At 74.3% G+C, this 22,859-nt stretch carries 23 protein-coding genes; 16 read left to right on the top strand and 7 right to left on the bottom strand.

Annotated features, from left to right (window positions below; all coding sequences use genetic code 11):
* The first annotated feature begins 40 nt into the window (after positions 1 to 40).
* Together WIS52_RS09460 and WIS52_RS09455 are read left to right on the top strand one after the other, a co-directional pair.
* Positions 41 to 1,681, top strand: a complete 1,641-nt coding sequence (locus WIS52_RS09460; protein ID WP_349297753.1) for an acyl-CoA carboxylase subunit beta — start codon at positions 41 to 43, stop codon at positions 1,679 to 1,681.
* On the top strand, positions 1,681 to 1,920 hold the full coding sequence (locus WIS52_RS09455; protein WP_349297028.1) for an acyl-CoA carboxylase subunit epsilon: 240 nt from the start codon (positions 1,681 to 1,683) through the stop codon (positions 1,918 to 1,920). The genes WIS52_RS09460 and WIS52_RS09455 overlap by 1 nt, the downstream gene beginning before the upstream one ends.
* A 141-nt stretch (positions 1,921 to 2,061) precedes the next feature.
* Here WIS52_RS09455 and WIS52_RS09450 read toward each other — a convergent pair whose 3' ends face one another.
* Both WIS52_RS09450 and WIS52_RS09445 read right to left on the bottom strand, forming a co-directional pair.
* Complete coding sequence (locus WIS52_RS09450) at positions 2,062 to 2,469, bottom strand: type II toxin-antitoxin system VapC family toxin (RefSeq protein ID WP_349297752.1); 408 nt, start codon at positions 2,467 to 2,469, stop codon at positions 2,062 to 2,064.
* Positions 2,466 to 2,705 (bottom strand): FitA-like ribbon-helix-helix domain-containing protein, encoded by a 240-nt coding sequence (locus WIS52_RS09445; RefSeq protein WP_349297751.1) that lies wholly within the window; start codon positions 2,703 to 2,705, stop codon positions 2,466 to 2,468. The genes WIS52_RS09450 and WIS52_RS09445 overlap by 4 nt, the downstream gene beginning before the upstream one ends.
* 109 nt (positions 2,706 to 2,814) lie before the next feature.
* On the opposite strand from WIS52_RS09445, the gene WIS52_RS09440 reads away from it, so the two are divergent.
* The 7 genes from WIS52_RS09440 to WIS52_RS09410 all read left to right on the top strand — a co-directional run bounded on the left by WIS52_RS09440 (position 2,815) and on the right by WIS52_RS09410 (position 9,191).
* A complete protein-coding gene (locus tag WIS52_RS09440; protein WP_349297750.1) occupies positions 2,815 to 3,444 on the top strand; it encodes a Maf family protein in 630 nt (209 codons plus the stop codon).
* The gene (locus tag WIS52_RS09435) at positions 3,441 to 3,899 is read left to right on the top strand and encodes a nuclear transport factor 2 family protein (protein ID WP_349297749.1); all 459 of its coding nucleotides are present in this window, start codon (positions 3,441 to 3,443) and stop codon (positions 3,897 to 3,899) included. Before WIS52_RS09440 ends, WIS52_RS09435 begins: the two co-directional genes overlap by 4 nt.
* A 34-nt stretch (positions 3,900 to 3,933) precedes the next feature.
* A complete protein-coding gene (locus WIS52_RS09430) occupies positions 3,934 to 4,824 on the top strand; it encodes a sulfurtransferase (protein ID WP_349297748.1) in 891 nt (296 codons plus the stop codon).
* Complete coding sequence (locus WIS52_RS09425; protein WP_349297747.1) at positions 4,821 to 5,288, top strand: SufE family protein; 468 nt, start codon at positions 4,821 to 4,823, stop codon at positions 5,286 to 5,288. Before WIS52_RS09430 ends, WIS52_RS09425 begins: the two co-directional genes overlap by 4 nt.
* Positions 5,289 to 5,432: 144 nt before the next feature.
* Positions 5,433 to 6,356: a TIGR04222 domain-containing membrane protein gene (locus WIS52_RS09420; protein WP_349297746.1), complete on the top strand. Its 924-nt coding sequence runs from the start codon at positions 5,433 to 5,435 to the stop codon at positions 6,354 to 6,356.
* Positions 6,357 to 6,571: 215 nt separating this feature from the next.
* The gene (locus WIS52_RS09415) at positions 6,572 to 8,347 is read left to right on the top strand and encodes an acetyl/propionyl/methylcrotonyl-CoA carboxylase subunit alpha (RefSeq protein WP_349297745.1); all 1,776 of its coding nucleotides are present in this window, start codon (positions 6,572 to 6,574) and stop codon (positions 8,345 to 8,347) included.
* A 358-nt stretch (positions 8,348 to 8,705) separates the two neighbouring features.
* Entirely contained in the window at positions 8,706 to 9,191 is a 486-nt protein-coding gene (locus WIS52_RS09410; protein WP_349297744.1) for a hypothetical protein, read from the top strand.
* A gap of 57 nt (positions 9,192 to 9,248) precedes the next feature.
* On the opposite strand, the gene WIS52_RS09405 is transcribed toward WIS52_RS09410, so the two are convergent.
* Positions 9,249 to 10,652, bottom strand: a complete 1,404-nt coding sequence (locus WIS52_RS09405; protein ID WP_349297743.1) for an NAD(P)H-quinone dehydrogenase — start codon at positions 10,650 to 10,652, stop codon at positions 9,249 to 9,251.
* Between the two features lie 141 nt (positions 10,653 to 10,793).
* Between WIS52_RS09405 and WIS52_RS09400 the strand changes: the two genes are divergently transcribed.
* Positions 10,794 to 11,252, top strand: a complete 459-nt coding sequence (locus tag WIS52_RS09400) for a gamma-glutamylcyclotransferase (protein WP_349297742.1) — start codon at positions 10,794 to 10,796, stop codon at positions 11,250 to 11,252.
* 58 nt (positions 11,253 to 11,310) lie between these two features.
* Here the strand turns inward: WIS52_RS09400 and WIS52_RS09395 are convergent, their stop codons facing one another.
* Positions 11,311 to 12,555 (bottom strand): amidohydrolase, encoded by a 1,245-nt coding sequence (locus WIS52_RS09395; RefSeq protein ID WP_349297741.1) that lies wholly within the window; start codon positions 12,553 to 12,555, stop codon positions 11,311 to 11,313.
* Positions 12,556 to 12,970: 415 nt separating this feature from the next.
* Here WIS52_RS09395 and WIS52_RS09390 point away from each other — a divergent pair, with 415 nt between their 5' ends.
* From WIS52_RS09390 to WIS52_RS09375, 4 genes are read left to right on the top strand one after another with little or no spacing between them, the layout of a single operon-like run.
* On the top strand, positions 12,971 to 14,698 hold the full coding sequence (locus WIS52_RS09390; protein WP_349297740.1) for a serine/threonine-protein kinase: 1,728 nt from the start codon (positions 12,971 to 12,973) through the stop codon (positions 14,696 to 14,698).
* 35 nt (positions 14,699 to 14,733) lie between these two features.
* Positions 14,734 to 15,528, top strand: a complete 795-nt coding sequence (locus tag WIS52_RS09385) for a purine-nucleoside phosphorylase (RefSeq protein ID WP_349297739.1) — start codon at positions 14,734 to 14,736, stop codon at positions 15,526 to 15,528.
* Positions 15,528 to 17,228, top strand: a complete 1,701-nt coding sequence (locus tag WIS52_RS09380; protein ID WP_349297738.1) for a phospho-sugar mutase — start codon at positions 15,528 to 15,530, stop codon at positions 17,226 to 17,228. Before WIS52_RS09385 ends, WIS52_RS09380 begins: the two co-directional genes overlap by 1 nt.
* Positions 17,225 to 17,683, top strand: a complete 459-nt coding sequence (locus WIS52_RS09375) for a flavodoxin family protein (protein ID WP_349297737.1) — start codon at positions 17,225 to 17,227, stop codon at positions 17,681 to 17,683. The genes WIS52_RS09380 and WIS52_RS09375 overlap by 4 nt, the downstream gene beginning before the upstream one ends.
* 23 nt (positions 17,684 to 17,706) lie before the next feature.
* Here WIS52_RS09375 and WIS52_RS09370 read toward each other — a convergent pair whose 3' ends face one another.
* Both WIS52_RS09370 and upp read right to left on the bottom strand, forming a co-directional pair.
* A complete protein-coding gene (locus WIS52_RS09370; RefSeq protein ID WP_349297736.1) occupies positions 17,707 to 18,555 on the bottom strand; it encodes a GDSL-type esterase/lipase family protein in 849 nt (282 codons plus the stop codon).
* Positions 18,556 to 18,565: 10 nt separating this feature from the next.
* Positions 18,566 to 19,189 (bottom strand): uracil phosphoribosyltransferase, encoded by a 624-nt coding sequence (gene upp, locus WIS52_RS09365; RefSeq protein WP_349297735.1) that lies wholly within the window; start codon positions 19,187 to 19,189, stop codon positions 18,566 to 18,568.
* A 501-nt stretch (positions 19,190 to 19,690) separates the two neighbouring features.
* Between upp and WIS52_RS09360 the strand changes: the two genes are divergently transcribed.
* Together WIS52_RS09360 and WIS52_RS09355 are read left to right on the top strand one after the other, a co-directional pair.
* Positions 19,691 to 19,927 (top strand): hypothetical protein, encoded by a 237-nt coding sequence (locus tag WIS52_RS09360; protein WP_060710621.1) that lies wholly within the window; start codon positions 19,691 to 19,693, stop codon positions 19,925 to 19,927.
* Positions 19,928 to 20,176: 249 nt separating this feature from the next.
* The gene (locus tag WIS52_RS09355; RefSeq protein WP_349297734.1) at positions 20,177 to 21,502 is read left to right on the top strand and encodes a primosomal protein; all 1,326 of its coding nucleotides are present in this window, start codon (positions 20,177 to 20,179) and stop codon (positions 21,500 to 21,502) included.
* A gap of 135 nt (positions 21,503 to 21,637) precedes the next feature.
* Here WIS52_RS09355 and WIS52_RS09350 read toward each other — a convergent pair whose 3' ends face one another.
* Positions 21,638 to 22,771 carry an adenosine deaminase gene (locus tag WIS52_RS09350; RefSeq protein WP_349297733.1) on the bottom strand — a complete coding sequence of 378 codons (1,134 nt, stop codon included), beginning with the start codon at positions 22,769 to 22,771 and terminating at the stop codon, positions 21,638 to 21,640.
* Between the last annotated feature and the right edge of the window lie 88 nt (positions 22,772 to 22,859).

Here is a 22,859-nt window from a genome sequence, read left to right as displayed (position 1 = left end):
ACGCCCGGTGGTGGCCGCCGTGCGGGTTAGGCTCCGCGACATGAGCGCCGCAACGGAGCCGATGGCGACCCCGGACGACGGAAGCGTGGAACCCGACCTCCACACGACGGCGGGCAAGCTCGCCGACCTCTACCAGCGGTTCGACGAGGCGGTGCACGCCGGCTCGGAGGCGGCCGTCGAGCGCCAGCACGCCAAGGGCCGCCAGACCGCCCGCGAGCGCCTCGACCAGCTGCTCGACCCGGGCTCGTTCGTCGAGCTCGACGCGCTCACCCGGCACCGGTCGACGAACTTCGGGATGGCCGACAAGCGCCCGGCCGGCGACGGCGTGGTGACCGGCACCGGCACGATCGACGGCCGCCCGGTCGCGGTGTTCTCCCAGGACGCGACGGTGTTCGGCGGGGCGCTCGGCGAGGTCTACGGCGAGAAGATCGTCAAGGTGATGGACCTGGCCGCGAAGATCGGTGTCCCGATGATCGGGATCAACGACGGCGGCGGCGCGCGCATCCAGGAGGGCGTGGTCGCGCTCGGGCTCTACGGCGAGATCTTCCGGCGGAACGTGGCCAGCTCGGGCGTCGTCCCGCAGATCTCGCTGATCATGGGCCCGTGCGCCGGTGGCGCGGTCTACTCCCCCGCGATCACCGACTTCACCGTGATGGTCGACGAGACCAGCCACATGTTCATCACCGGCCCGGACGTGATCAAGACCGTCACCGGCGAGAACGTGGACATGGAGGAGCTCGGCGGCGGCCGGGCGCACAACTCCAAGTCCGGCGTCGCGCACTACCTCGCCGGCGACGAGTCCGACGCGTTCGACTACGTGAAGCAGCTGCTCAGCTTCCTGCCGTCGAACAACCTGTCCGAGCCGCCGTCCTACCCGGCACCGGAGCCGGTCGAGGGCACGGTCACCGACGGGCTCACCGACGCCGACCGGGAGCTCGACACGATCGTGCCGGACTCCGCGAACACCCCGTACGACATCCGCGAGGTGATCAACCGGGTGGTCGACGAGGAGGACTTCCTCGAGGTCCAGGAGCTCTGGGCGCCGAACATCGTGATCGGCTACGCCCGGGTGGAGGGGCGCAGCGTCGGGATCGTGGCCAACCAGCCGACCCAGTTCGCCGGCTGCCTGGACATCGACGCCTCGGAGAAGGCGGCCCGGTTCGTGCGGACCTGCGACGCGTTCGGCATCCCGGTGCTGACCTTCGTCGACGTCCCCGGCTTCCTGCCCGGCACCGACCAGGAGTGGAACGGCATCATCCGGCGTGGGGCCAAGCTGATCTACGCCTACGCCGAGGCCACCGTCCCGCTGGTCACCGTGATCACGCGCAAGGCCTACGGCGGGGCCTACGACGTGATGGGGTCCAAGCACCTCGGCGCGGACGTCAACATCGCCTGGCCGACCGCGCAGATCGCGGTCACCGGGGCGCAGGGCGCGGTGTCGATCCTGTACCGCAAGGAGCTCAAGGGCCTCTCCGGGGACGAGCTGGCGGCCAAGCGGGCGGAGCTGCAGCAGGACTACGAGGACACGCTCTGCAACCCCTACGTGGCCGCGGACCGCGGTTACGTCGACGCGGTGGTGCCGCCGTCGCACACCCGCGGCTACGTCGGCCGGGCGCTGCGGATGCTGGTCACCAAGCGGGAGCAGGGGCCGACCCGCAAGCACGGGAACATCCCGCTCTGATGGGGACCGAGGAGCAGACGCCCGAGGAGCGCCGCGCGCTGTTCCGGGTCGTGCGGGGGAATCCGGACGACGCCGAGCTGGCCGCGCTGACCGCCGTCGTCGCCGCCGCGGCGTCGGCGGGCGGGGCCGACGCGCCGCCCCCGGCCCCGCCGAGCCCGTGGTCGCACCCCGCGGCGCAACTGCGCGCACCGCTGGTCCCCGGCCCCGGCGCCTGGCGCGCCTCGGGCCTGCCGCGCTGATTCGCAGTTCCCCTGCGGCGCCCCGCCGATGGGACGCCGCGCGCACCGACGGGGCGCCACAGGCTCACTTCACACCCCCTTGCCCCTCTGCACACCCGCGGCAGCAGGTGTGAGGAGCAGCGGAGGGGTGTGAAGTGGTGCTCAGACCAGGTCGACGGCGCAGGTGATGCCAGGGGCGTTCGTCAGGCGGGCGTCGGCGGTGAGCAGTGGGATCCCGAGCCGGGTAGCGAGTGCGACATAGAGGGCGTCGTAGAAGGACAGGTTGTGTCGCAGCGCCCAAGCCGCATCGCCCACCGGCCCGGTGTGCATGTATCGGTTCCCGACCAGCTGTCGTGCGGCGCCGAGCGCGGTGACCGCACGCTCCGGGTTCAGCTGTCCTGCCAGCTCCCGCCGGCGGAGCACGGAACCGACCTCCGCATCGAGCAGGTGCGGTGCGTGCGTCGAGCTGGGGTCGAGGCGATCCCGCACGGCACGCCCGGCATCACCACCGATGAGGGCGAGGACCAGAGCCGAGGCATCGACGACGATCTCGGTACGTGTGACCGTCATCGGCCTCGCAGCTCGTCCAGGTCGGCGAGGATGCGCTCGCGGGTGACTGCCGTTGCGGACGTGCGGCTGCTCACCTCGTCCACCGCAGCGAAGATCTCGTCAGCCGTCGGCCGCGCGGCCGCCTCGATCACGACGTCGCGCATGTAGGACTGGATCGACCGGCCGGCCGCGCGGGCCCGGGCGCGGATCACCTCGTAGACGTCCTCGGGGATCTCGCGGATCTGGATGGTGGCCACAGGACGAGACTAGCGCTGAAACAGCGCTACAGCGCCGCCTCGGCGCACGCGCCCCGCAGGGGTGGGCGATCCGGCGGAGCGGCGGACGGGTGGCGGTACGGTGCGCTGCGTGCGACTGGTGCTGGCCTCCGCCTCCCCCGCCCGGCTCGGCGTCCTCCGCGCGGCCGGGATCGACCCGGTCGTCGAGGTCTCCGACGTCGACGAGGACGCCTTGCTCGCCGCCCATCCGGATGCCGATCCCGCGGCGAAGGTGACGCTGCTGGCCGCGGCCAAGGCCGCCGCCGTCGCCGACCGGATCGCCGGTGACCACCCGGACGCCGTGGTCGTCGGCTGCGACTCGATGCTGCTCGTCGACGGCGAGCTGGTCGGCAAGCCCTACGACGCGGACACCGCGCGCCGGCGCTGGAAGGCGATGGCCGGGCGCACCGGCGAGCTGCTCACCGGGCACGCCGTGCTGCGGCTGACCGGCGGCGAGATGGTGCAGCGGGCCGAGGAGCACGCCGGCACCGGGGTGCGGTTCGCCGAGCCGACCGGCGCCGAGCTGGACGCCTACCTCGCCACCGGCGAGCCGTTGCACGTCGCGGGCGCATTCACCCTGGACGGGTTCGGCGGCTGGTTCGTCGAGGGCATCGACGGGGACCCGTCCAACGTGATCGGGATCAGCCTGCCGCTGGTCCGCCGGTTGCTCGCCTCGATCGGGGTGGGTGTGGTCGAGTTCTGGACCGAGGAGACGTCGTGACCGACGAGGCCCGTCCCCCGTTCCCGCCGTTCGACGAGGCGGGCGCCCGGCGCAAGGTGCTCGCCGCCGAGGCCGCGTGGAACACCCGCGACCCGGAGAAGGTGTCGCTGGCCTACACCCCCGACACCGTGTGGCGGAACCGGGACACCTGGGTGCACGGGCGGGCCGAGGTCGTCGCGTTCCTGACCGCGAAATGGGAGCGCGAGCTCGACTACGCGCTGCGCAAGTCGCTGTGGGCCTACCAGGGCAACCGGATCGCGGTCCGGTTCCAGTACGAGTGCCGCGACGCGGACGGGCAGTGGTGGCGCAGCTACGGCAACGAGAACTGGGAGTTCGACGAGAACGGTCTGATGCGCCGGCGCGAGGCGAGCATCGACGACCTGCGGATCACCGAGCCGGACCGGCGCATCCACGGTCCGCGCGCCGACGGTGACGACACGGACATTCCGATCTGAGCGGCACCCGGCGCCCGCGACTACCCTCGCGCGCATGGCTGTCGCGAACGACTCCGACCCGAAGCTCGCCGAGTACGCGCACCCGGAGCGCCTGGTCACCACGTCGTGGCTGGCCGACCACCTCAAGGACCCCGGCCTCGTGGTCGTCGAGTCCGACGAGGACGTGCTGCTCTACGACACCGGGCACATCCCCGGCGCGGTGAAGGTCGACTGGCACACCGAGCTGAACGACCCGGTGACCCGGGACTACGTCGACGGCGCGCGCTTCGCCGAGATCATGTCCGAGCGCGGGATCTCCCGGGACACCACGATCGTCGTCTACGGCGACAGGAACAACTGGTGGGCCGCCTACGCGCTCTGGGTGTTCTCGCTGTTCGGCCACGCCGACGTCCGGCTGCTCGACGGCGGCCGTGCCAAGTGGATCGCCGAGGGCCGCGAGGTCGTCACCGACACCCCGTCGCCGGAGCGCGCCGGCTACCCGGTCGTCGAGCGGGACGACGCGAAGATCCGCGCGTTCAAGGACGACGTGCTCGCGCACCTGGGCAAGCCTCTGGTCGACGTCCGCTCGCCGCAGGAGTACACCGGCGAGAAGCTGCACATGCCGGACTACCCGCAGGAGGGCGCCGTCCGCGGTGGGCACATCCCCGGCGCGGCGAGCGTGCCGTGGGCCCGGGCGGCCGCCGAGGACGGCTCGTTCAGGACCCGCGCCGAGCTGTCCGCGATCTACGAGGACGAGCAGGGACTGAAGCCCTCCGACGACGTCGTCGCCTACTGCCGGATCGGCGAGCGGTCCAGCCACACCTGGTTCGTCCTCACCTACCTGCTGGGCTTCGGCACGGTCCGCAACTACGACGGCAGCTGGACCGAGTGGGGCAACGCCGTGCGCGTGCCGATCGTGCAGGGCGAGGAGCGCGGGTCCGCGTGAGCAGCACCGACCCCGGGACGCTGCCGTCCGATCTCGCCGAGCTGGTCGACGACTTCGCCGCCGTCGGCCCGAAGGACCGGCTGCAGATGCTGCTGGAGCTGAGCCGGGAGCTGCCGGACCTGCCCGACCGGTACGCCGACGCCGCGGACTCGATGGAGCAGGTGCACGAGTGCCAGTCGCCGCTGTTCCTCGCCGTCGAGGTCGGCGGCGGCCCCGAGGACGGGCCCGATGCCCGTCCGGTGCACCTGTTCTTCTCCGCGCCGCCGGAGGCGCCGACCACCCGCGGCTTCGCGTCGATCATGTACACCGGGCTCGACGGGCAGCCGGCGTCGGTGGTGCTGGACGTCCCGGACGACTTCTACACCGATCTCGGTCTGGCCGAGGCGGTCAGCCCGCTGCGGCTGCGCGGCATCGCGGCGATGCTCGCCCGGATCAAGAACCAGGTCCGGGCGGCCACCGCCTGACACCCCTCCGCCACATGCCGTGACGGTTCACCGACTCCCCGTCGCCAACCTCAAGTCTCGGTCAAGAACGGGCCCCCTCCCGGGTGAACGGGCGCACACTGCTTCGAACGACGAAGTGCCCTCGACGAGCCGCAGGGGGTGGGCATGGGCACGGTCACGACCGCACAGACCTGGGGAATCACGGGGTCGGTGTTCCTCCTCGGGTACCTGCTCCTCGCGGTGCTCGCGATCGGGGTCGCGCACCGGCGCCGCAGCCGGATCGCCCGCGGCCTCCCCGCCGACGAGCGCGCCCTCGACAGCCGGCCCGAGGACGTCGCCCACCTCCACGGCGGGCCGGACCTCGCGGTCTACGCCGCGCTCTCCGCGATGCACGTCGACGGGTCGGTCGTCACCTCGAACCGCACCACCGGCCAGGTCCGGTCCGGCGCCCACCCCACCCGGTCGGCGACCGCGCTGCAGCGCGCGATCCACCGCTCGGCGCGCCGGCTGACCCCGGGCCGGATGCTGCGCACACACGTCGCCGTCCGCCACGAGCTGCTATTGATCTCCCGGCGGCTCGAGCGGGCGGGTCTGGTCCTCGGGTCGGCCGACGTCAGCCGGTACCGGTCGACCGCCGCGCTACCGGGCCTGGTCGCGGTTCTCGGCGTGGCCCGGATCGCCGCGGAGACGGCCCAGGCCCGGCCGGTCGGGCTCGGGCTCGGGCTGGTCACCCTGGCCACCGTGGGCGTGACCGTCGTGTTCGCCCTGCCCGCACCGCGGCGCACACGGACCGGGGACGAGGCGCTGCGCGCCGTGCGGGCGCGGCACGCCGACCTCGCTCCCACGATGCGCCGGGACTGGGCCGGATGCCGGCCCGCTGCGGCGGCGATGAGCGTCGGGGCGTTCGGCGTCGGCGCGATGTTCGCGGCCGAGCCGGCCTTCGCCGCGGACCTCGCCGCCGGCAGGACCCTCACTCCGGCCGGTGGTCCCGGCCGGTCCTCCGCCGACGGGGGCGGCGACGGCGGCGGGGGTTCCTGGAGCTTCAGCGGCGGCGGCGATGGCGGAGGCGGCGGCGACGGCGGCTGCTGACCGTCGCGGGCCGCGACACAGACTGCCCCGGGGGGCAGGGCGGTCGTTCCCGCAGCTCCACCGCATGGGGGGTGTGGAGCTGCGGGGACGGCCCGAACGTTGCGATCGCCACATTCCTCACCGGTAACCAGTGCGGCGCCTACTCCTAGACTCCCGGGTAACCCACCTGCGCCGGAGCATCGGGCCGGCGCCCCCGAACCGGAGGAGTTTCGACCGTGCCCGCACTGCGGAAAGTGCTCGTCGCCAACCGGGGGGAGATCGCCGTCCGGGTGATCCGCGCCGCCAAGGACGCGGGTCTGGCCAGCGTCGCCGTCTACGCCGAGCCGGACCGGGACGCGATGTTCGTCCGGCTCGCCGACGAGGCCTTCGCACTCGGCGGGTCCACCGCCGCGGAGTCCTACCTGGACATCGAGAAGGTCATCGGCGCGGCACAGCGAGCCGGTGCCGACGCGATCCACCCCGGGTACGGGTTCCTGTCCGAGAACGCCGACTTCGCCCAGGCCGTGATCGACGCCGGCATCACCTGGATCGGGCCGTCCCCGCAGGCGATCCGCGACCTCGGGGACAAGGTCACCGCCCGGCACATCGCCCTGAAGGCCGGTGCCCCGCTGGTGCCCGGCACCAAGGACCCGGTCTCGAATGCCGACGAGGTCCTCGCCTTCGCCGACGAGCACGGCCTGCCCGTCGCGATCAAGGCCGCGTTCGGCGGTGGCGGCCGCGGGATGAAGGTCGCCCGCGAGCGCTCCGAGGTCGCCGAGCTCTACGAGTCCGCGGTCCGTGAGGCGACCGCGGCGTTCGGTCGCGGCGAGTGCTTCGTCGAGCGCTACCTGGACCGGCCCCGGCACGTGGAGACGCAGGTGCTGGCCGACCAGCACGGCAACGTCGTCGTCGTCGGGACGCGGGACTGCTCGCTGCAGCGCCGCTTCCAGAAGCTCGTCGAGGAGGCCCCCGCGCCGTTCCTGACCGACGAGCAGCGCACGACCCTGTACGACGCCTCGAAGGCGATCTGCACGGAGGCCGGCTACTACGGCGCCGGCACCGTCGAGTTCCTGATCGGCGAGGACGGGATGATCACCTTCCTGGAGGTGAACACCCGGCTGCAGGTCGAGCACCCGGTGTCCGAGGAGACCACCGGCATCGACCTGGTGCGGGAGATGTTCCGGATCGCCGAGGGCCAGGAGCTGGGCTACGACGACGACCCGGAGCCGCGCGGGCACGCGATCGAGTTCCGGATCAACGGCGAGGACGCCGGCCGCAACTTCCTCCCGGCCCCGGGCACCGTCGAGCGGATCTGGTACCCGGCCGGGCCGGGCGTGCGGACCGACGCCGGCGTCGAGGACGGCTCGGTGATCGGCGGGCAGTTCGACTCGCTGCTGGCGAAGCTGATCGTCACCGGCAAGGACCGGCAGCAGGCCCTCGAGCGCTCCCGGCGTGCACTGGCGGAGTTCCGGGTCGAGGGCATGGCGACGGTGCTGGAGTTCCACCGGCTCGTCGTCGCCGACCCGGCGTTCACCGCCGCGACCGGCGACGACTTCGCCGTGCACACCCGGTGGATCGAGACCGAGTGGGACAACACCGTGCCGCCGTTCTCCGGTGGCGCGGGGGCCGACGACGAGGCCGGCGAGCGGCAGACCGTCGTCGTCGAGGTCGGCGGGCGACGCCTGGAGGTCTCGCTGCCCGGCGACCTCGCCCTGGGCGGGGGCGGCGGCGCGGCGGCCGGGCGCAAGGCCGCTCCGCGCAAGCGGACCGGGTCCGGTGGCGGGGCCAAGGTCTCCGGCGACGCCGTCACCGCGCCGATGCAGGGCACGATCATCAAGGTCGCGGTGTCCGACGGCGACACGGTCTCGGCCGGTGACCTGATCGTCGTGCTGGAGGCGATGAAGATGGAGAACCCGGTCACCGCGTCCAAGGACGGCACCGTGACCGGGCTGAACGCCGAGCAGGGCGCGTCGGTGTCCCAGGGCACGGTGCTGTGCGAGATCAAGGACTGAGCGCGCAGCCTGCGGAGCCGCGCATCTGCACCGAGCGCGCAGCCTGCGGAGCCGCGCATCTGCACCGAGCGCGCAGCCTGCGGAGCCGCGCATCTGCACCGAGCGCGCAGCCTGCGGAGCCGCGCATCTGCACCGAGGACCGACCTGATCCCCAACTCTGGGTACCTTCGTTGACCGGTGATCACCGCCGGTCCTAGCGTCGGTGCTGCCGCGCACGCCGGACAGGCGCCCGCGGCAGCACCGGAACAACTGCACAGCCCGACCCGTGTGACCGATCCACGGGGCCCGGACCCCGCCACGCGGAGTACCGCGCCGCGGATCCACTCGTCATCGCTCCACCGACGCACAGGGATCCGTCATGCCCCAGCTCACCAGCACGTCGTCACGACACGTGACGACGCACCTGCACACCGACGGCCCGATCCCGGGACCGCACTCCCTGCTCACCCTGACCTCGGCGGCGTACGGCGCCGGCGGGGTCCTGATCAGCACCTTCACGGCCAACCTGCGGGAGCTCCCCGGAGCGACCGTGCACCCGACCGCGCTGGACGCCTGGCGCGGCCGGGCCGAGGACTGGCTCCGCACCCGCCGGGCGACACGCCCGCCCGGGCGGGTGGCGCACGACTACCTCGCCTGGGTGGACGGGCTCGGCGGGCGGCCGCTGCTCGTGGCCGACCCCGCGGAGCCCGACCACTACCTGTTCGTCTACTGGTACCTGCAGCGCTTCGCGGGCCGGTGGCCGTTCGCGGGGCTGGTCCCGGCGAACCCGGGCTGGGCCCCGCCGCCGTGCCCGCTCGGCGGGTGCCGGACGGACGACACCGTCGCCCTCCCGGTCGCGAGCTAGGCCGTACGACGTCGACGCCCCCGGCACCGCCGGGGGCGTCGTCGTACGCGGGGTGGCTCAGTCGAGGTCGGAGTGCTGCATCAGCTGGCGCCCGGCTTCGGTGATCGAGCCGGACAGCGACGGGTAGACGGAGAACGTGTGGGCCAGGTCGTCCACGGTGAGCCCGTTCTGCACGGCCAGCGCGATCGGCAGGATCAGCTCGCTCGCGACCGGCGCCACGACGACGCCGCCGATCACCGCACCGGAGGCCGGCCGGCAGAACAGCTTGACGAAGCCGCGGCGCAGCCCGCGCATCTTCGCCCGCGGGTTCGTCGACAGCGGCAGCATGACGGTGCGGGCCGGCACCTCGCCGGAGTCGATCGCGTTCTGGCTGATGCCGACGGTCGCGATCTCCGGGCGGGTGAACACGTTGGCCGCCACGGTGCGCAGCCGGATCGGGGACACACCCTCACCGAGCGCGTGCCACATCGCGATCCGGCCCTGCATCGCGGCCACCGAGGCGAGCATCAGCACGCCGGTGCAGTCGCCGGCCGCGTAGACGCCCGGCTCGGAGGTGCGGGAGACCTTGTCGACCGGGATGAACCCGCCGCGGTCGGTCTCGATGCCGACCTTGTCGAGGCCGAGGTCGGCGGTGTTCGGCACCGACCCGACGGTCATCAGCGCGTGCGAGCCCTCGACGGTGCGGCCGTCGGCGAGGGTGACCCGCACGCCGTCGCCGGTGTTCTCGACCCTGTCGGCGCGGGCGTTGGCGAGGATCTCGACGCCGCGGTCGGCGAAGACCTCCTCCAGCACGGCGGCGGCGTCGGCGTCCTCGTGCGGCAGCACCCGGTCCCGGCTGGAGACCAGGGTGACCCGGCAACCCAGCTCGACGTAGGCCGAGCAGAACTCGGCACCGGTCACCCCGGAGCCGACGACGACCAGGTGCTCGGGCAGCTCGTCGAGGTCGTAGAGCCGGCGCCAGTCCAGGACCCGGTCGCCGTCCGGACGTGCCGTGTCGAGCACCCGCGGCGTCGCGCCGGTCGCGATCAGCACGATGTCGGCGACGAGCTCCTCGACCGTCCCGTCGGTGTGGGTGACGGCGACCTCGTGCGCCGCGCGGGCCGCACCGGGCCCGCTGAACTGGGCGGTCCCGGCGATGATCCGGACGCCCTCGTCCTCCAGCCGTGCCCGGACGTCCGCGGACTGTGCCAGGGCCAGCGACTTCACCCGCTCGTTCACCGCGGGCAGGTCGACCGCGGAGTTGCCGCGGTCCACGAGTACGCCGAGGTCCTCGGCCCGGTGCAGGTCGACCCGGACGGCGGCGGAGGAGATGAAGGTCTTCGAGGGAACGCAGTCGTAGACGACGCAGGCGCCGCCCATCCCGTCCCGCTCGACGACGGTCACCTCGCTGCCGTGCTGGGCCGCGACGAGCGCGGCCTCGTACCCGGCCGGTCCGCCGCCCATGATGACGATGCGGGTCACGGGTGGTCCCCCTGAGAAGTCGGTGGTGGTGGCCGGGTGGGCGGCCTCGCCCACCGGCTCGACGGCGTTCACAGTACGCGTGTCCGATTCTTCTGGGCGGGCGGGTCGAGCGCCGGACGGGGCGGCCATTACCCTGCTCGCGTGCCGCTGTACGCCGCCTACGGGTCGAACATGGACCCCGAGCAGATGAAGGAGCGCGCCCCGCACTCGCCGATGGCCGGGACCGGGTGGCTCCAGGGCTGGCGGCTGACGTTCGGCGGCGAGGACTACACCTGGGAGGGCGCGCTCTCCACCGTGGTGGAGGAGCCGGGCTCGCAGGTCTTCATGGTGCTCTACGACGTCCCTGAGCACGACGAGAAGCAGCTGGACCGCTGGGAGGGCGGTGAGCTCGGGATGCACAAGAAGCTGCGTCTGCGGGTCGCCACCCTGGACGGCAGCGTGCTCGCCTTCGTCTACGTGCTCAACGCCTACGAGGGCGGCGAGCCCTCGGCCCGCTACCTCGGCGTGATCGCCGACGCCGCGGAGACCGCCGGCGCCCCCGACGACTACGTCAACGAGCTGCGCAGCCGCCCGAGCAAGAAGTCCTCCCCCGGCGGTTGACCGCCGCCCTCCCCCTCCGGTCTGCGGGGGACCGAGGCCGGCGAGCGACGTCCGGGGGTCAGGATTCCTGGGTCAGCGCGCCGAGGGCGGCCTGGACCAGGATCCGGGAGCCGAAGGGCAGTGCCCGCTCGTCCAGGTCGAAGGTCGGCTGGTGGATGTCCCGCTTCGGCCCGCTGCCCGGCCAGACGCCGAGCCGGGCCATCGCGCCCCGCGCGTGCTCCAGGTACCAGGCGAAGTCCTCGCCGCCCGAGGACTGCTCGGTGTCCGCGTCGGCGGTCTCGCCGCCGACGGTCGTCGCGGCCTCGCGGAGCAGGCCGGTGGAGACGGCGTCGTTGACCACCGGCGGGACGCCGCGGACGTGGTCGAGCACGTACCCGACGCCGGTCGGGGCCAGCACCGAGGCGACCAGCGCACGCAGGGTGTCCTCGAGCTCGGTCCAGGTGGTGTGGTCGGCGGTGCGCAGCGTGCCGCGCAGCAGGCCGGACTGCGGGATCGCATTGGCGGCGTCGCCGGCGTGCACCGCGCCCCAGGTCAGGACGGTGCCCGACCGCGGGTCCACGTGCCGGGTCAGCAGCAGCGGGACCTGGGTGACCAGCAGGCCGAGCGCCTCGACGAGGTCGGCAGTGAGGTGCGGGCGCGACGTGTGCCCGCCCGGCGAGGTCAGCCGCACCTCGATCAGGTCGCAGGCCGAGGTGATCGGCCCGACCCGGGTGCCGAGCCTGCCGACCTCCAGGCGCGGGTCGCAGTGCAGCGCGAAGATCCGCGACACGTCCTCCATGACGCCCTGCTCGACGACGTCGAGCGCGCCCCCGGGCTGCACCTCCTCGGCCGGCTGGAACACCAGCCGGACGCGACCCGGCAGCGACGGCGCGGAGTGCAGCGCCAGCGCGGCGCCGAGCAGCATCGCGGTGTGCGCGTCGTGCCCGCAGGCGTGCATGACGCCGGGGACGGCGGAGGCGAACCCCAGACCGGTCTGCTCCTGGAGCGGCAGCGCGTCCATGTCGGCGCGCAGCGCGACCAGCGGTTCGCCGTGCCCGACGTCGCAGACGACGCCGGTGCCACCGGCGAGCGTGCGCGGCTCGAGACCGGCCCGCAGCAGCGTCTCGGACACCCGCGCCGTCGTCAGGTGCTCACGACGGGCCAGTTCCGGCTGTGCGTGGATCGCGCGACGCCAGCCGACGATCTCGCCCTTGTGCGCCCGCATCCACGAGTCCAGCCAGGCCGGACCCGTGCCGGCTCCGAGGTCGTCGACCGGCAGATCGGCGATCTCGGGAAGCTCGGTACGGACCTGCAACGCAGTCACCTGGTCCTCCTCGTCCTCCGGACGTCCGGGTCACGCGGCGTCGGCGATGCGGTGTCGCATGCGACCTGTCGTGCCCGACCGGTACTTCATGGTGCTCACCCGTCCGGCGGTGTTCCAGTCGAAATCTTCAGTTCACGCCTCCGCGCGACGAGGGGTCGGCGGCGTGCTGCCAGCGGGTTCACCGCATCTGGTGAACGGGCGGGCGGACCCGCGACGAGCGGCGCGGACGGCCGTTCACCGGCGCGTGCCCCCCGCGTCGTGTCCCCGTCGTCGCCGCGCTGTGACCATCGTGCGCCCGTCCCGCCCGGCGTGCCGTCCGGCGCGGCGAGTGTGACGCATCGTGAGCAGCGGGAACGCCCCGTGACAGTCGGTGGCTGAGGCAAGGCTGTCGGGGGGCGATGGGACAATCACCGGCGTGTCCGTTCCCGAGGGCGAGGTCCAGCGCCGTCAGATCGCCGGGCGTTACCGCGTCGACGGTCCGCTCGGCAGCGGCGCGATGGGCACCGTGTGGTCCGGTTTCGACGACGTCCTGCAGCGCCGGGTCGCGCTCAAGGAGCTGAAGTTCCCGCACGGCATCCCGCCGGGCGAGGAGCAGGAGCTCCGTGAACGGATCATGCGTGAGGCGCGCGCGCTGGCCGGGCTCTCGCACCCGAACGTGGTGACCGTCTTCGACGTCCTCGACCACGGTGGCGACGAGCCGCTGGTCGTCATGGAGCTGGTGCCGTCGAAGAACCTGGCCGTGGCGATCTCCGAGCTGGGCCGGCTGGACGCCGCGCAGGCCGGCGTCGTCGGCTTCGGGACGGCGGCCGCGCTGCGCGCGGCGCACCGGGCCGGCATCACCCACCGGGACGTCAAGCCGGGCAACGTCCTCATCTCCGACGACGGCCGGATCAAGCTCACCGACTTCGGCATCGCCCGCAACGAGTCCGACGCGCCGATGACCTCGGCGGGGCTGGTGCTGGGCTCGCCCGCCTACATCGCCCCCGAGGTCGCGGCCGGCCAGCCGGTGACGCCGGCCGCGGACCTGTGGGGACTGGGCGCCACGCTGTACGCCGCCGTCGAGGGCCGGCCGCCCTACGACGTCGACGGCGACCCGGTGAAGACGATCACCGAGGTGGTCGACGGCCCGGTCCCGGTCCCGACGGTCACCGGCCCGGTCGGCGAGGTGATCGCCGGCCTGATGGTCAAGGAACCGGCCGGCCGGATGCCGCTGGACGAGGTCCGGACCCGGCTGCGGCCACTGCTCGCCGACCCGGACGACCCGATCTTCCCCGGCTCCCCGGACGTCCCGACCGTGATGGCGCGGATGCCCGCCGCCCGCTCCGGCGCGCCGGCCCCCGCCGCGCAGCCCGCACCGCCGGCCCCGCCGGTCTCACCCGGGACAGGTACCTACACCCGCGCCGGAACGGCGCCCACGAGCGCCGGGACCGGCACGGCCCTCCCCGGCCCCGGAACGCACCGTTCCGGGCCGCAGCGGCCCGCTCCGAGGCCGTCGCCGGCCCGTCCCGGCCGCTCCGGCGCCGCCCCGTCCCGCGACGAGCGGGCGCGGGCGGGTGGTTCCGCCCGGGTGCTCGGCGGGATCCCGCTCGTCCTCGGCGGCGCGCTGCTGGTGCTGCTGGGCGCACTGGCGGGGTTCGTCGGCGTCCGGACCCTGTCCGGGCAGGAGGCGCTCAGCACGATCACCGTGGCCACCGAGCGGACCCCGCGCGTGGCGCACTCCGATCCGCTCGGCTTCTCGGTCGCGGTCCCGCAGGACTGGGCGTCCCAGCGTTCCTCGGCCGGTGCCCCGGACGACGCGGAGACGACCGTCGTGCGGTTCGTCAGCCCGGACGGCCGGCAGGAGATCTCGGTACGCCCCGCGCCGTCGGTCGCCGCCGTCACCGACGCACTCACCCCGGAGGCGCTCGGTGTCGACGCCGTCGACGCCGACCCGGTCGAGACGATGCCGGACGGGTCGAGCCGGCTCGCCCTCACCACCAGGAGCGGCACCCAGGAACGCAGCACGCTGATGCAGATCGTCCCCGGCCGGGGACCCGACGGGGTGTGGGTCCTGCAGCTGACCTCGCCGACCGGGCAGGCCGAGGGCGCCACGACCCGGCTGTTCGACGCCGTCGTCGCCGGGTTCCGGGGCACCGCGGGCTGACGGGCCGCCGACCGCCGCGCACTAGGCTGATCGGCATGTCCGCCCCCGCGAAGCTCGCCCAGGAGGCCGCCGCCGAGCTGGCCCGCCGCACCGGCGCCGACACCCACGACGTCGCCGTGGTGCTCGGCTCCGGCTGGCGCCCCGCCGCCGACGTCCTCGGCACCCCGGACACCGAGCTCCCCATGGCCGAGCTGCCCGGCTTCGTCGCGCCGTCGGCGGTCGGGCACGGCGGCACGGCCCGCTCGCTGAGCGTCGGCGACCGCCGGGTGCTGGTGCTGCTCGGCCGCACGCACCTCTACGAGGGACACGGCGTCGACCCCGTCGTGCACGGGGTGCGCACGGCCGCCGCGGCCGGGGTCGGTGCGATCGTGCTCACCAACGCGGCGGGCGGGATCACCGAGGGCCTGTCCGTCGGGCAGCCGGTGCTGATCGCCGACCACCTGAACCTGCTGGCCCGCTCCCCGCTGGTCGGCGCGGACTTCGTCGACCTGACCGAGGCCTACTCCCCGCGGCTGCGCGCCGCGGCCCGCGAGCTCGACCCGTCGCTGACCGAGGGCGTCTACGCCGGCCTGCCGGGCCCGCACTTCGAGACGCCCGCCGAGATCCGGATGCTGCGCACCCTCGGCGCGGACCTGGTCGGCATGTCGACGGTGATGGAGACGATCGCCGCCCGCGCCGCCGGGCTGGAGGTCTGCGGGCTCTCGCTGGTGACCAACCTGGCCGCCGGCCTGTCCGGCCAGCCGCTGAACCACCAGGAGGTGCTCGACGCCGGACAGGCCGCGGCGACCCGGATGGGCGAGCTGCTGCGCGACCTCGTCGCCCGGGTCTGATGGCGCTGCGCCCCGAGCTGCGCGACGCCGCGCTGCGCTGGATCGCCGACGATCCCGACCCGGACACCCGCGCCGAGCTGCAGCGCCTGGTCGCGACGGGGATGGCCGGCGGCCCCGCGACGGACGGCGCGGTCACCGAGCTGGCCGACCGGATGTCCGGACCGCTGCGGTTCGGCACCGCCGGGCTGCGCGGACCGGTGCGGGCCGGGCCGTCGGGCATGAACGTCGCGGTGGTGACCCGGGCGACGGCCGGGCTGGCCGCCTGGCTGACCGCGCGGCTCGGCGAGCCCGCACGCCCCGGCGAGCCGGCCGGCGCCGTCGTCGTCGGGCGGGACGCGCGGCACGGCTCGGCCGCGTTCGCCGACGCCGCGGCCCGGGTGCTGGCCGGGGCCGGGCTGACCCCCGTCGTGCTCGACGGGCCGGTGCCGACCCCGCTGGTCGCGTTCGCCGTGCGGCACCTCGGCGCGGTCGCCGGGATCGCCGTCACCGCCTCGCACAACCCGCCGGCGGACAACGGCTACAAGGTCTACCTCGGCGGCGACGCGGCCGACGGTCCGGAGGGCGACGGCGCCCAGATCGTCCCCCCGGCCGACGCCGGGATCGAGGCCGCGATCACCGCCGCGCCGCCCGCGGTGTCGGTCCCGCTGGGCGCCGTCCCCGCCTCCGACGTCACGGACGCGGTCACCGCCGCCTACCTGGACCGGGTGGCGACCCTGCCGCGCACCCCGGCCGGCCCGGCACCGCGGGTGGCGCTGACCCCGATGCACGGCGTCGGCGGCGCGCTGGTGACCGCGGCGCTGGCCCGCACCGGGGTCCCGGGAGTCCGGGTCGTCGCGTCCCAGGCCCGGCCCGACCCGGACTTCCCGACGGTCGCGTTCCCCAACCCGGAGGAGCCCGGCGCCACCGACGCGCTGCTCGAGCTCGCGCACGGCTCCGGCGCGGACCTCGCGATCGCGCTCGACCCGGACGCCGACCGGTGCGCGATCGGCGTGCCGGCCGCGGGCGGGGCCGCGTACGGCGGCTGGCGGATGCTCTCCGGCGACGAGGCCGGGGTCCTGCTCGCCGACCACCTGCTGCGCACCGGCGCCTACGACGACCCGCTGGTGGCGACGACCGTCGTGTCGTCGTCGATGCTGGGCCGGGTCGCGGCGGCCCGCGGCGCCCGGTCCGCCGAGACGCTGACCGGGTTCAAGTGGATCGTGCGCGGCGGCCCCGGGCTGGTCTTCGGCTACGAGGAGGCGATCGGCCTCTGCGTCGACCCGGACGGGGTACGGGACAAGGACGGCGTCTCCGCGGCCGTGCTCGCCGCCGACCTCGTGCGCGGGCTGGCGGCCGCCGGGTCGTCGGTCCCGGAGCGGCTCGACGAGCTGGCCGCCGAGGTCGGTGTGCATCTCACCGAGGGCGTCTCGCTGCGGATGGAACCCGGCCCCCGCGACGCCGCGGTGGCGCGGCTGCGCGCACGGCCGCCGTCGGGCTGGGAGGCCGACCGCCCGGCGCCGGACGTGTTGCGGCTGCGGCGCGACGGCGTCCGGGTCGTCGTGCGGCCGTCCGGGACCGAGCCGAAGCTGAAGGCCTACCTGGAGGTCGTCGAGGCCCCCACCGGCGACCCGGCGCTCGTCCCGGCGTCCCGGGAGCGGGCGGCGGACCGGCTCGCGGCCCTGCGGTCCGAGGTCGACGCGCTGCTGCGGGGGGACGCGTGACCACGCTGCTGGTGGTGCACCACACGCCGTCCCCGGCGACGGCCGAGCTGCTGGCCGAGGTCACCGCGGGCGCGGCGGACCCCGAGATCACCGGGGTGGAGACCGTCACCCGCGCCGCGCTCGCCGCGACCGCATCGGACCTGCTGGCCGCGGACGCGGTGCTGCTGGGGACACCGGCCAACATCGGCTACATGTCCGGGGCGCTCAAGCACTTCCTGGACCAGGTCTACTACGTCTGCGGCGAGGACACCCGCGGCCTGCCCTACGGCCTCTGGGTGCACGGCGGATCGGACACCTCCGGGGCGACCCGGTCGGTACGGACGATCGCCGAGGGCATGGGCTGGTCCGCGGCCGCCGCGCCGGTCGAGGTCGTCGGCGCCCCGGACGCGGCCGCCCGCGCCGCCTGCCGGGAGCTCGGCGCCGTGCTGGCCGCCACGATCATGCCCGGGGACTGAGGTGGCCGCACCGGGACCGGCGGCTACTCGCGGGCGCTCGACCCGCCCACGGACGGCGTGCGGGCGAGCCAGGCCTCGATCCGGCCCGCCCACATCGCGGCGACGGAGCGGTACGCGGCGGGCGTCCCGTGCACGCCGTCCACGGTGAGGCCGACCGGGATCAGACCGGAGACGTCCGCGTACTCCACCGAGTGCCCCGCGGCACGGTGCTTCTCGGCCACACCCGGCAGCAGCTCGCCCAGCCGCGCCCGCTCGGCGCGCTTCTTCGGCAGCGGCGCCCACACTCCCGCCATGATCACGTGGGCCTCCGGGGCCGCGACGAAGACCTGGCCCAGCACCCGGTCCAGCAGGTCCGCGGTCGTCTCGGGCGAGGTGCCTTTGATCAGGTCGTTGGTCCCGGCGTGCAGCAGCACGACGTCGGGCTCGGCCGCGAGCACCCAGCCGCTCACGTAGGGCAGCATCCGCCCCGCGGTCCAGCCGGACCGTCCCTCGTGGTCGGTGTCGGGCAGGGCGTCCGGCCCGGAGGACCGCGAGCCGACGTAGTCGAGCCGCACGCCGTCGGCGGCCAGCCGCTCCCACAGCGGGAGCCGGTACCCGGCGGTGCCGGTGCTGCCGACACCGACCGTGGAGGAGGCACCCAGCGGCATCACCCGCAGCACGCCGGGCGGGGACGGGGGCACCTCGGTGGGCTCCGGACGGTCCGCGGCAGGCAGTACGAGCGCGGCGCCCGTGAGCACCGCGGCGACCCCGCCGGCCAGGATCCGCCGCCACCGGTACGGACGGCGGCGCGGCGCGGCGGCCCCCCGCGCACCGGCATCCGGCGGCCCGGTACCGGTGGTCCCGGTACCGGGCGGCGCGGCGGGGCGGGTCACGGGCGGCGGCTCAGGCCGAGCCGAACTGGCGGTCCCCGGCGTCGCCGAGGCCCGGCACGATGAAGGCGGAGTCGTTGAGGCGCTCGTCGATGCTCGCGGTGACCAGCCGGACCGGCAGCCCGGACGACCGGAGCCGCTCGACGCCCTCCGGGGAGCACAGCGCGGAGACCAGGGTCACGTCGTCGGCGCCGCGCTTGGTGAGCAGCTCGACGGTGTGCACCATCGAGCCGCCGGTGGCCAGCATCGGGTCCAGGACGAACACCGGGCGGCCGACGAGGGACTCCGGCAGCGACTCCATGTAGGGCACCGGCTGGTGCGTGGTCTCGTCCCGCGCCATCCCGACGAAGCCCATCCGGGCCTCCGGGATCAGGTTCAGCGCCGCCTCGGCCATCCCGAGCCCCGCGCGCAGGACGGGGACGAGCACCGGCGGGGTGGCGAGCCGGTAGCCGACGGTCCGCGAGACCGGGGTGTGGATCGGCTGCTCGGCCAGCTCGGCCGAACGGGTCGCCTCGTAGATCAGCATGAGGGTCAGCTCACGCAGTGCCGCCCGGAAGGTGGCGTTGTCGTTGCGGGCGTCCCGCATGGTGCTCAGCCGCGCCCGCGCCAGCGGGTGGTCGACGACGATCGTGTCCACGAGCGGTGAGCGTACGGCCGCCGGAGCCCGTCGACAGTGATCTCGCCAGAACTGGGGACGGTGACACCGGCCTCCCGGACCCGCGCCGGGACCCCGTACACCCGCCGTGCGCTCGGACGACGCCCGGCGGCCACCGGGACGACGTGCCCGGAAGTCGACACGGACGCGTGTCATGGTTCACGAAGCGTGAGGGATCGCGGCGCACCGACGAGTGATGATCGAACTGCCGGGCGAGCCCGTCCGGCCCGGCAGGGTGAGGTCCGGGACACCCCCGCAGACCTTGCGTGACTTCGGATCCCGGCCTGCGACCGCGGGTGACGACGGATGCCCGATTCGACACCCCGTGTCCCCTCATCGAATGATCGATCGCTGCCGGTGCCACGATCAGCACACGCCGTCGCCGATTTCAGGATTCACCTGACCCGAACGGGTGGTATGGCCGAAACGGTGTCACACCGAGGCCCCCGCCGACGCTGTACTAGACGACGAGGAGGTGATCCGGTGCCGGAGAACACGACTTCCGAAGAGCAGACGTTGATCGCTGCGGCGGAAAAGCTCACGCAGTGCGACGGATACGTCGTACTGGCGGTGGACCCGCAGACCGGGGAGGTGGACGCCCACGGCCCGTTCGACGGGATGACCGCAACCATCAAGGCGGATCAGTTGCGCCGCGACTTCGACCGGGGCGGGCTCGACGACGTCTCGATCGGCGTGGTGCGACTGCACAGCCAGGCCTGACGGCCCGGCTGGAGGACGAGTCGGCGCACGTCCGGCCGCACCGGCGCCCCGGCGCGCCCGGGAGACGGACGCGCGCCGGAGCGTGCGTGCGATCGATGGCCGGCCCGGCCGTGCCATCGGTGGTCGACCCGACGCTGCGATCGGCGGCGTCATCGATGGTCGACCCGACGGCGTCATCGATGGTCGACCCGACGGCGTCATCGATGGTCGACCCGACCGTGCGATCCACTCGACGCTAGGCTCGGGCGCGTGGCACGCGACATCGTCCCGATCCGCCTCGCCCTCACCCGGGGCGACGTGGTCACCCTGTGGGCTCCCCCGTGGCGCGAGGACGGCGAGGAGTGGGAGGCCTTCCTCGGCGACGACGAGCACGTGTTCGTCTTCGACGAGGTGGCCGAGCTCGCCGCGTTCGTGCGGACCGCGTCCGGACACGACCTGGAGGACCACCCCGCGTGGTCCGCGGTCCCCGGTCTGGCGGTCGGTGAGCTGACGCCGGACGACGAGCACCGCTACGACCTCGTGGGGCTGCCCGAGCTGGCCGCCGGGGACCCCGATTCCCCGACCGTGCAGGAGCTGCACGAGGCCGTCTCGATGGTGCGCTCACTGGCCGACGTCTGTGATCTCGGCGACATCATCGACGTGCTGGACGGCGAGCCCGCCTTCGCCCTCCTCCGCGAGGGCCCCGCGGCATTCGCGGGGCGCGATGGCGCGAAGCGCTGGCGGGCCCTCTCCGACGCCGTGGCCCGGCACTGGGACGCCGTCGTCGACACCGTCGACGAGCTGATGGACACCCCGGACGTCGACGCCGGCGCGCTGGAGACGGCGCGCGCCGAGGCCCGGGAGTGGGAGGCGGCCCGGGAAACGGAGCGGGCCCGCGCGACCGACGATCCCGACGACGACCTCGAGGCCGCCGCCCTCGCGGCGGGCGCGCGGGACGACGACGAGGACGAGACCCCGACCGGGTTCTGGGCCGAGGTCGGCATCGACCCGATCCGGATCGAGACCGGGCAGCGGTCCGTCGTGACCCTGCGGTGCTACCTCGACGACAAGCCGGTCTTCCTCGGTTCGGAGGGCCTGATCGACGTCTTCGGGTCCTCGTCCGAGCTCGCCGCGGCGCTCGCCGACCCGGAGCACCCCGCCGTGCGGGGCACCGACCTGGCCACCGCCGAGACCTTCGCCGACGTGCTGGACGCGGCCCGGGACGGCGATCTCGACGCCGGCGTCGAGGAGATGAACACCTACGTGCTGACCGGGATCGGGCGCGATCTCGCCGACGGCGTCCTCGAGCTGGACCCGGTGCGGCTGGACCTGGCCGCGGAGCTGCTCAGCGACGTCGGCGAGTGGTCCGGTGACACCGGACCGGCGGATGCGCTGGCCGAGTCCAACAGCCTGGGCTGGCTGGTGTCGTTCGTGGTGCGGCCCGACCCCACCCGGATGGCCCCGAGCCCGCCCTTCACCCGGGAGGCGGCCGCGTGGGCCGAGCTCGTCGCCGGCCTCGAGGCCCGCTTGCGGACACACCCCGCGGACGCGGAGTCCACGACGGCTCCGTCGGCCGACCGAGCCGCGCGCCACTGACCCGGCCCGGCCGCCTGTTGCACCGGCCGACCGGCGGTCGCGACCCCCGGCCGGCTGCCGCGACCGCCGCGGGAGGTCGCGGCGACCGTCGACGGGTCGCGGCGCCGGCCGCGCAGCGCCGCGTGACCGGGTTCGTCAGCCGCGCAGCGCCGCGTAGCCGGGCTTGATGACGTCGTCGATGAGCGCGAGCCGCTCGTCGAACCCGATGAAGGCCGACTTCATCGCGTTGACGGTGAACCACTGCAGCGTGTCCCAGCCGTAGCCGAACGTGTCGGCGAGGTCGGTCAGCTCGCTGGTCAGCGTGCACCCGGACATCAGCCGGTTGTCGGTGTTGACGGTGACCCGGAAGCGCAGGTCGGTGAGCAGCCCGATCGGGTGCTCGGCCAGCGACGGCGCGGCCCCGGTGTGCAGGTTCGACGTCGGGCACATCTCCAGCGGCACCCGCATGTCCCGCACGTAGGCGGCGAGCCGGCCGAGCGCGGGCCGCTCGCCGGTCGTGTCGATGTCGTCGACGATCCGCACCCCGTGCCCGAGCCGGTCGGCCCCGCACCACTGGATGGCCTCCCAGATCGACGGGAGCCCGAACGCCTCACCGGCGTGGATGGTGACGTGCGCGTTCTGCTGGCGCACGTACTCGAACGCGTCCAGGTGCCGGGTGGGCGGAAACCCCTTCTCCGCGCCGGCGATGTCGAAGCCGACCACACCGCCGGACCGGACGCCGGCGTCGGCCTCGTCGCGGAACTTCACCGACAGCTCCGCGATCTCCCGGGACCGCGCGGCATGCCGCATCGCGGTGAGCAGGGTGCCGATCCGGATGGTGCGCCCGGCCGCCGCCGCCCGCTCGGCCCCGAGCGCGAACCCGTCGAGGACGGCGTCGACGACGGCGTCGAGGTCCAGCCCGCCCTCGACGTGCAGCTCGGGGGCGAACCGCACCTCGGCGTAGACGACACCGTCGGCGGCCAGGTCCTCCGCCGCCTCGGCCGCCACCCGGGTGAGCGCCTCCCGGCTCTGCATCACCGCGACGGTGTGGCCGAAGGTCTCCAGGTAACGCACCAGCGAGCCCGAGTGCGCGGCGCCGAGGAACCAGGCGGCGAGCTCCCCCGGGTCGGTGGTCGGCAGCTTGTCGTAGCCCGACTCCCGGGCCAGCTCGACGACGGTGCCGACCCGCAGGCCGCCGTCCAGGTGGTCGTGCAGCAGCACCTTCGGGGCGCGGCGCACGGTGTCACGGGTGATCGGGGCGGTGCCCGGGATTGCCACAGGGTCTGCCACGCCCCGCACGGTACTCAGAGGTGAGCGGTCGACACCGTGACCCCGTGAGCCCGTTCACCCGGCGGGTCGGTCCTCGGCGTGGCGCGCG

The organism is Pseudonocardia nematodicida (genome assembly GCF_040105385.1).
Taxonomy (GTDB): Bacteria; Actinomycetota; Actinomycetes; order Mycobacteriales; family Pseudonocardiaceae; genus Pseudonocardia; species Pseudonocardia nematodicida.
Note: the sequence above shows the minus strand (reverse complement) of the source record. Positions and strands in the feature narration are given on the sequence as shown.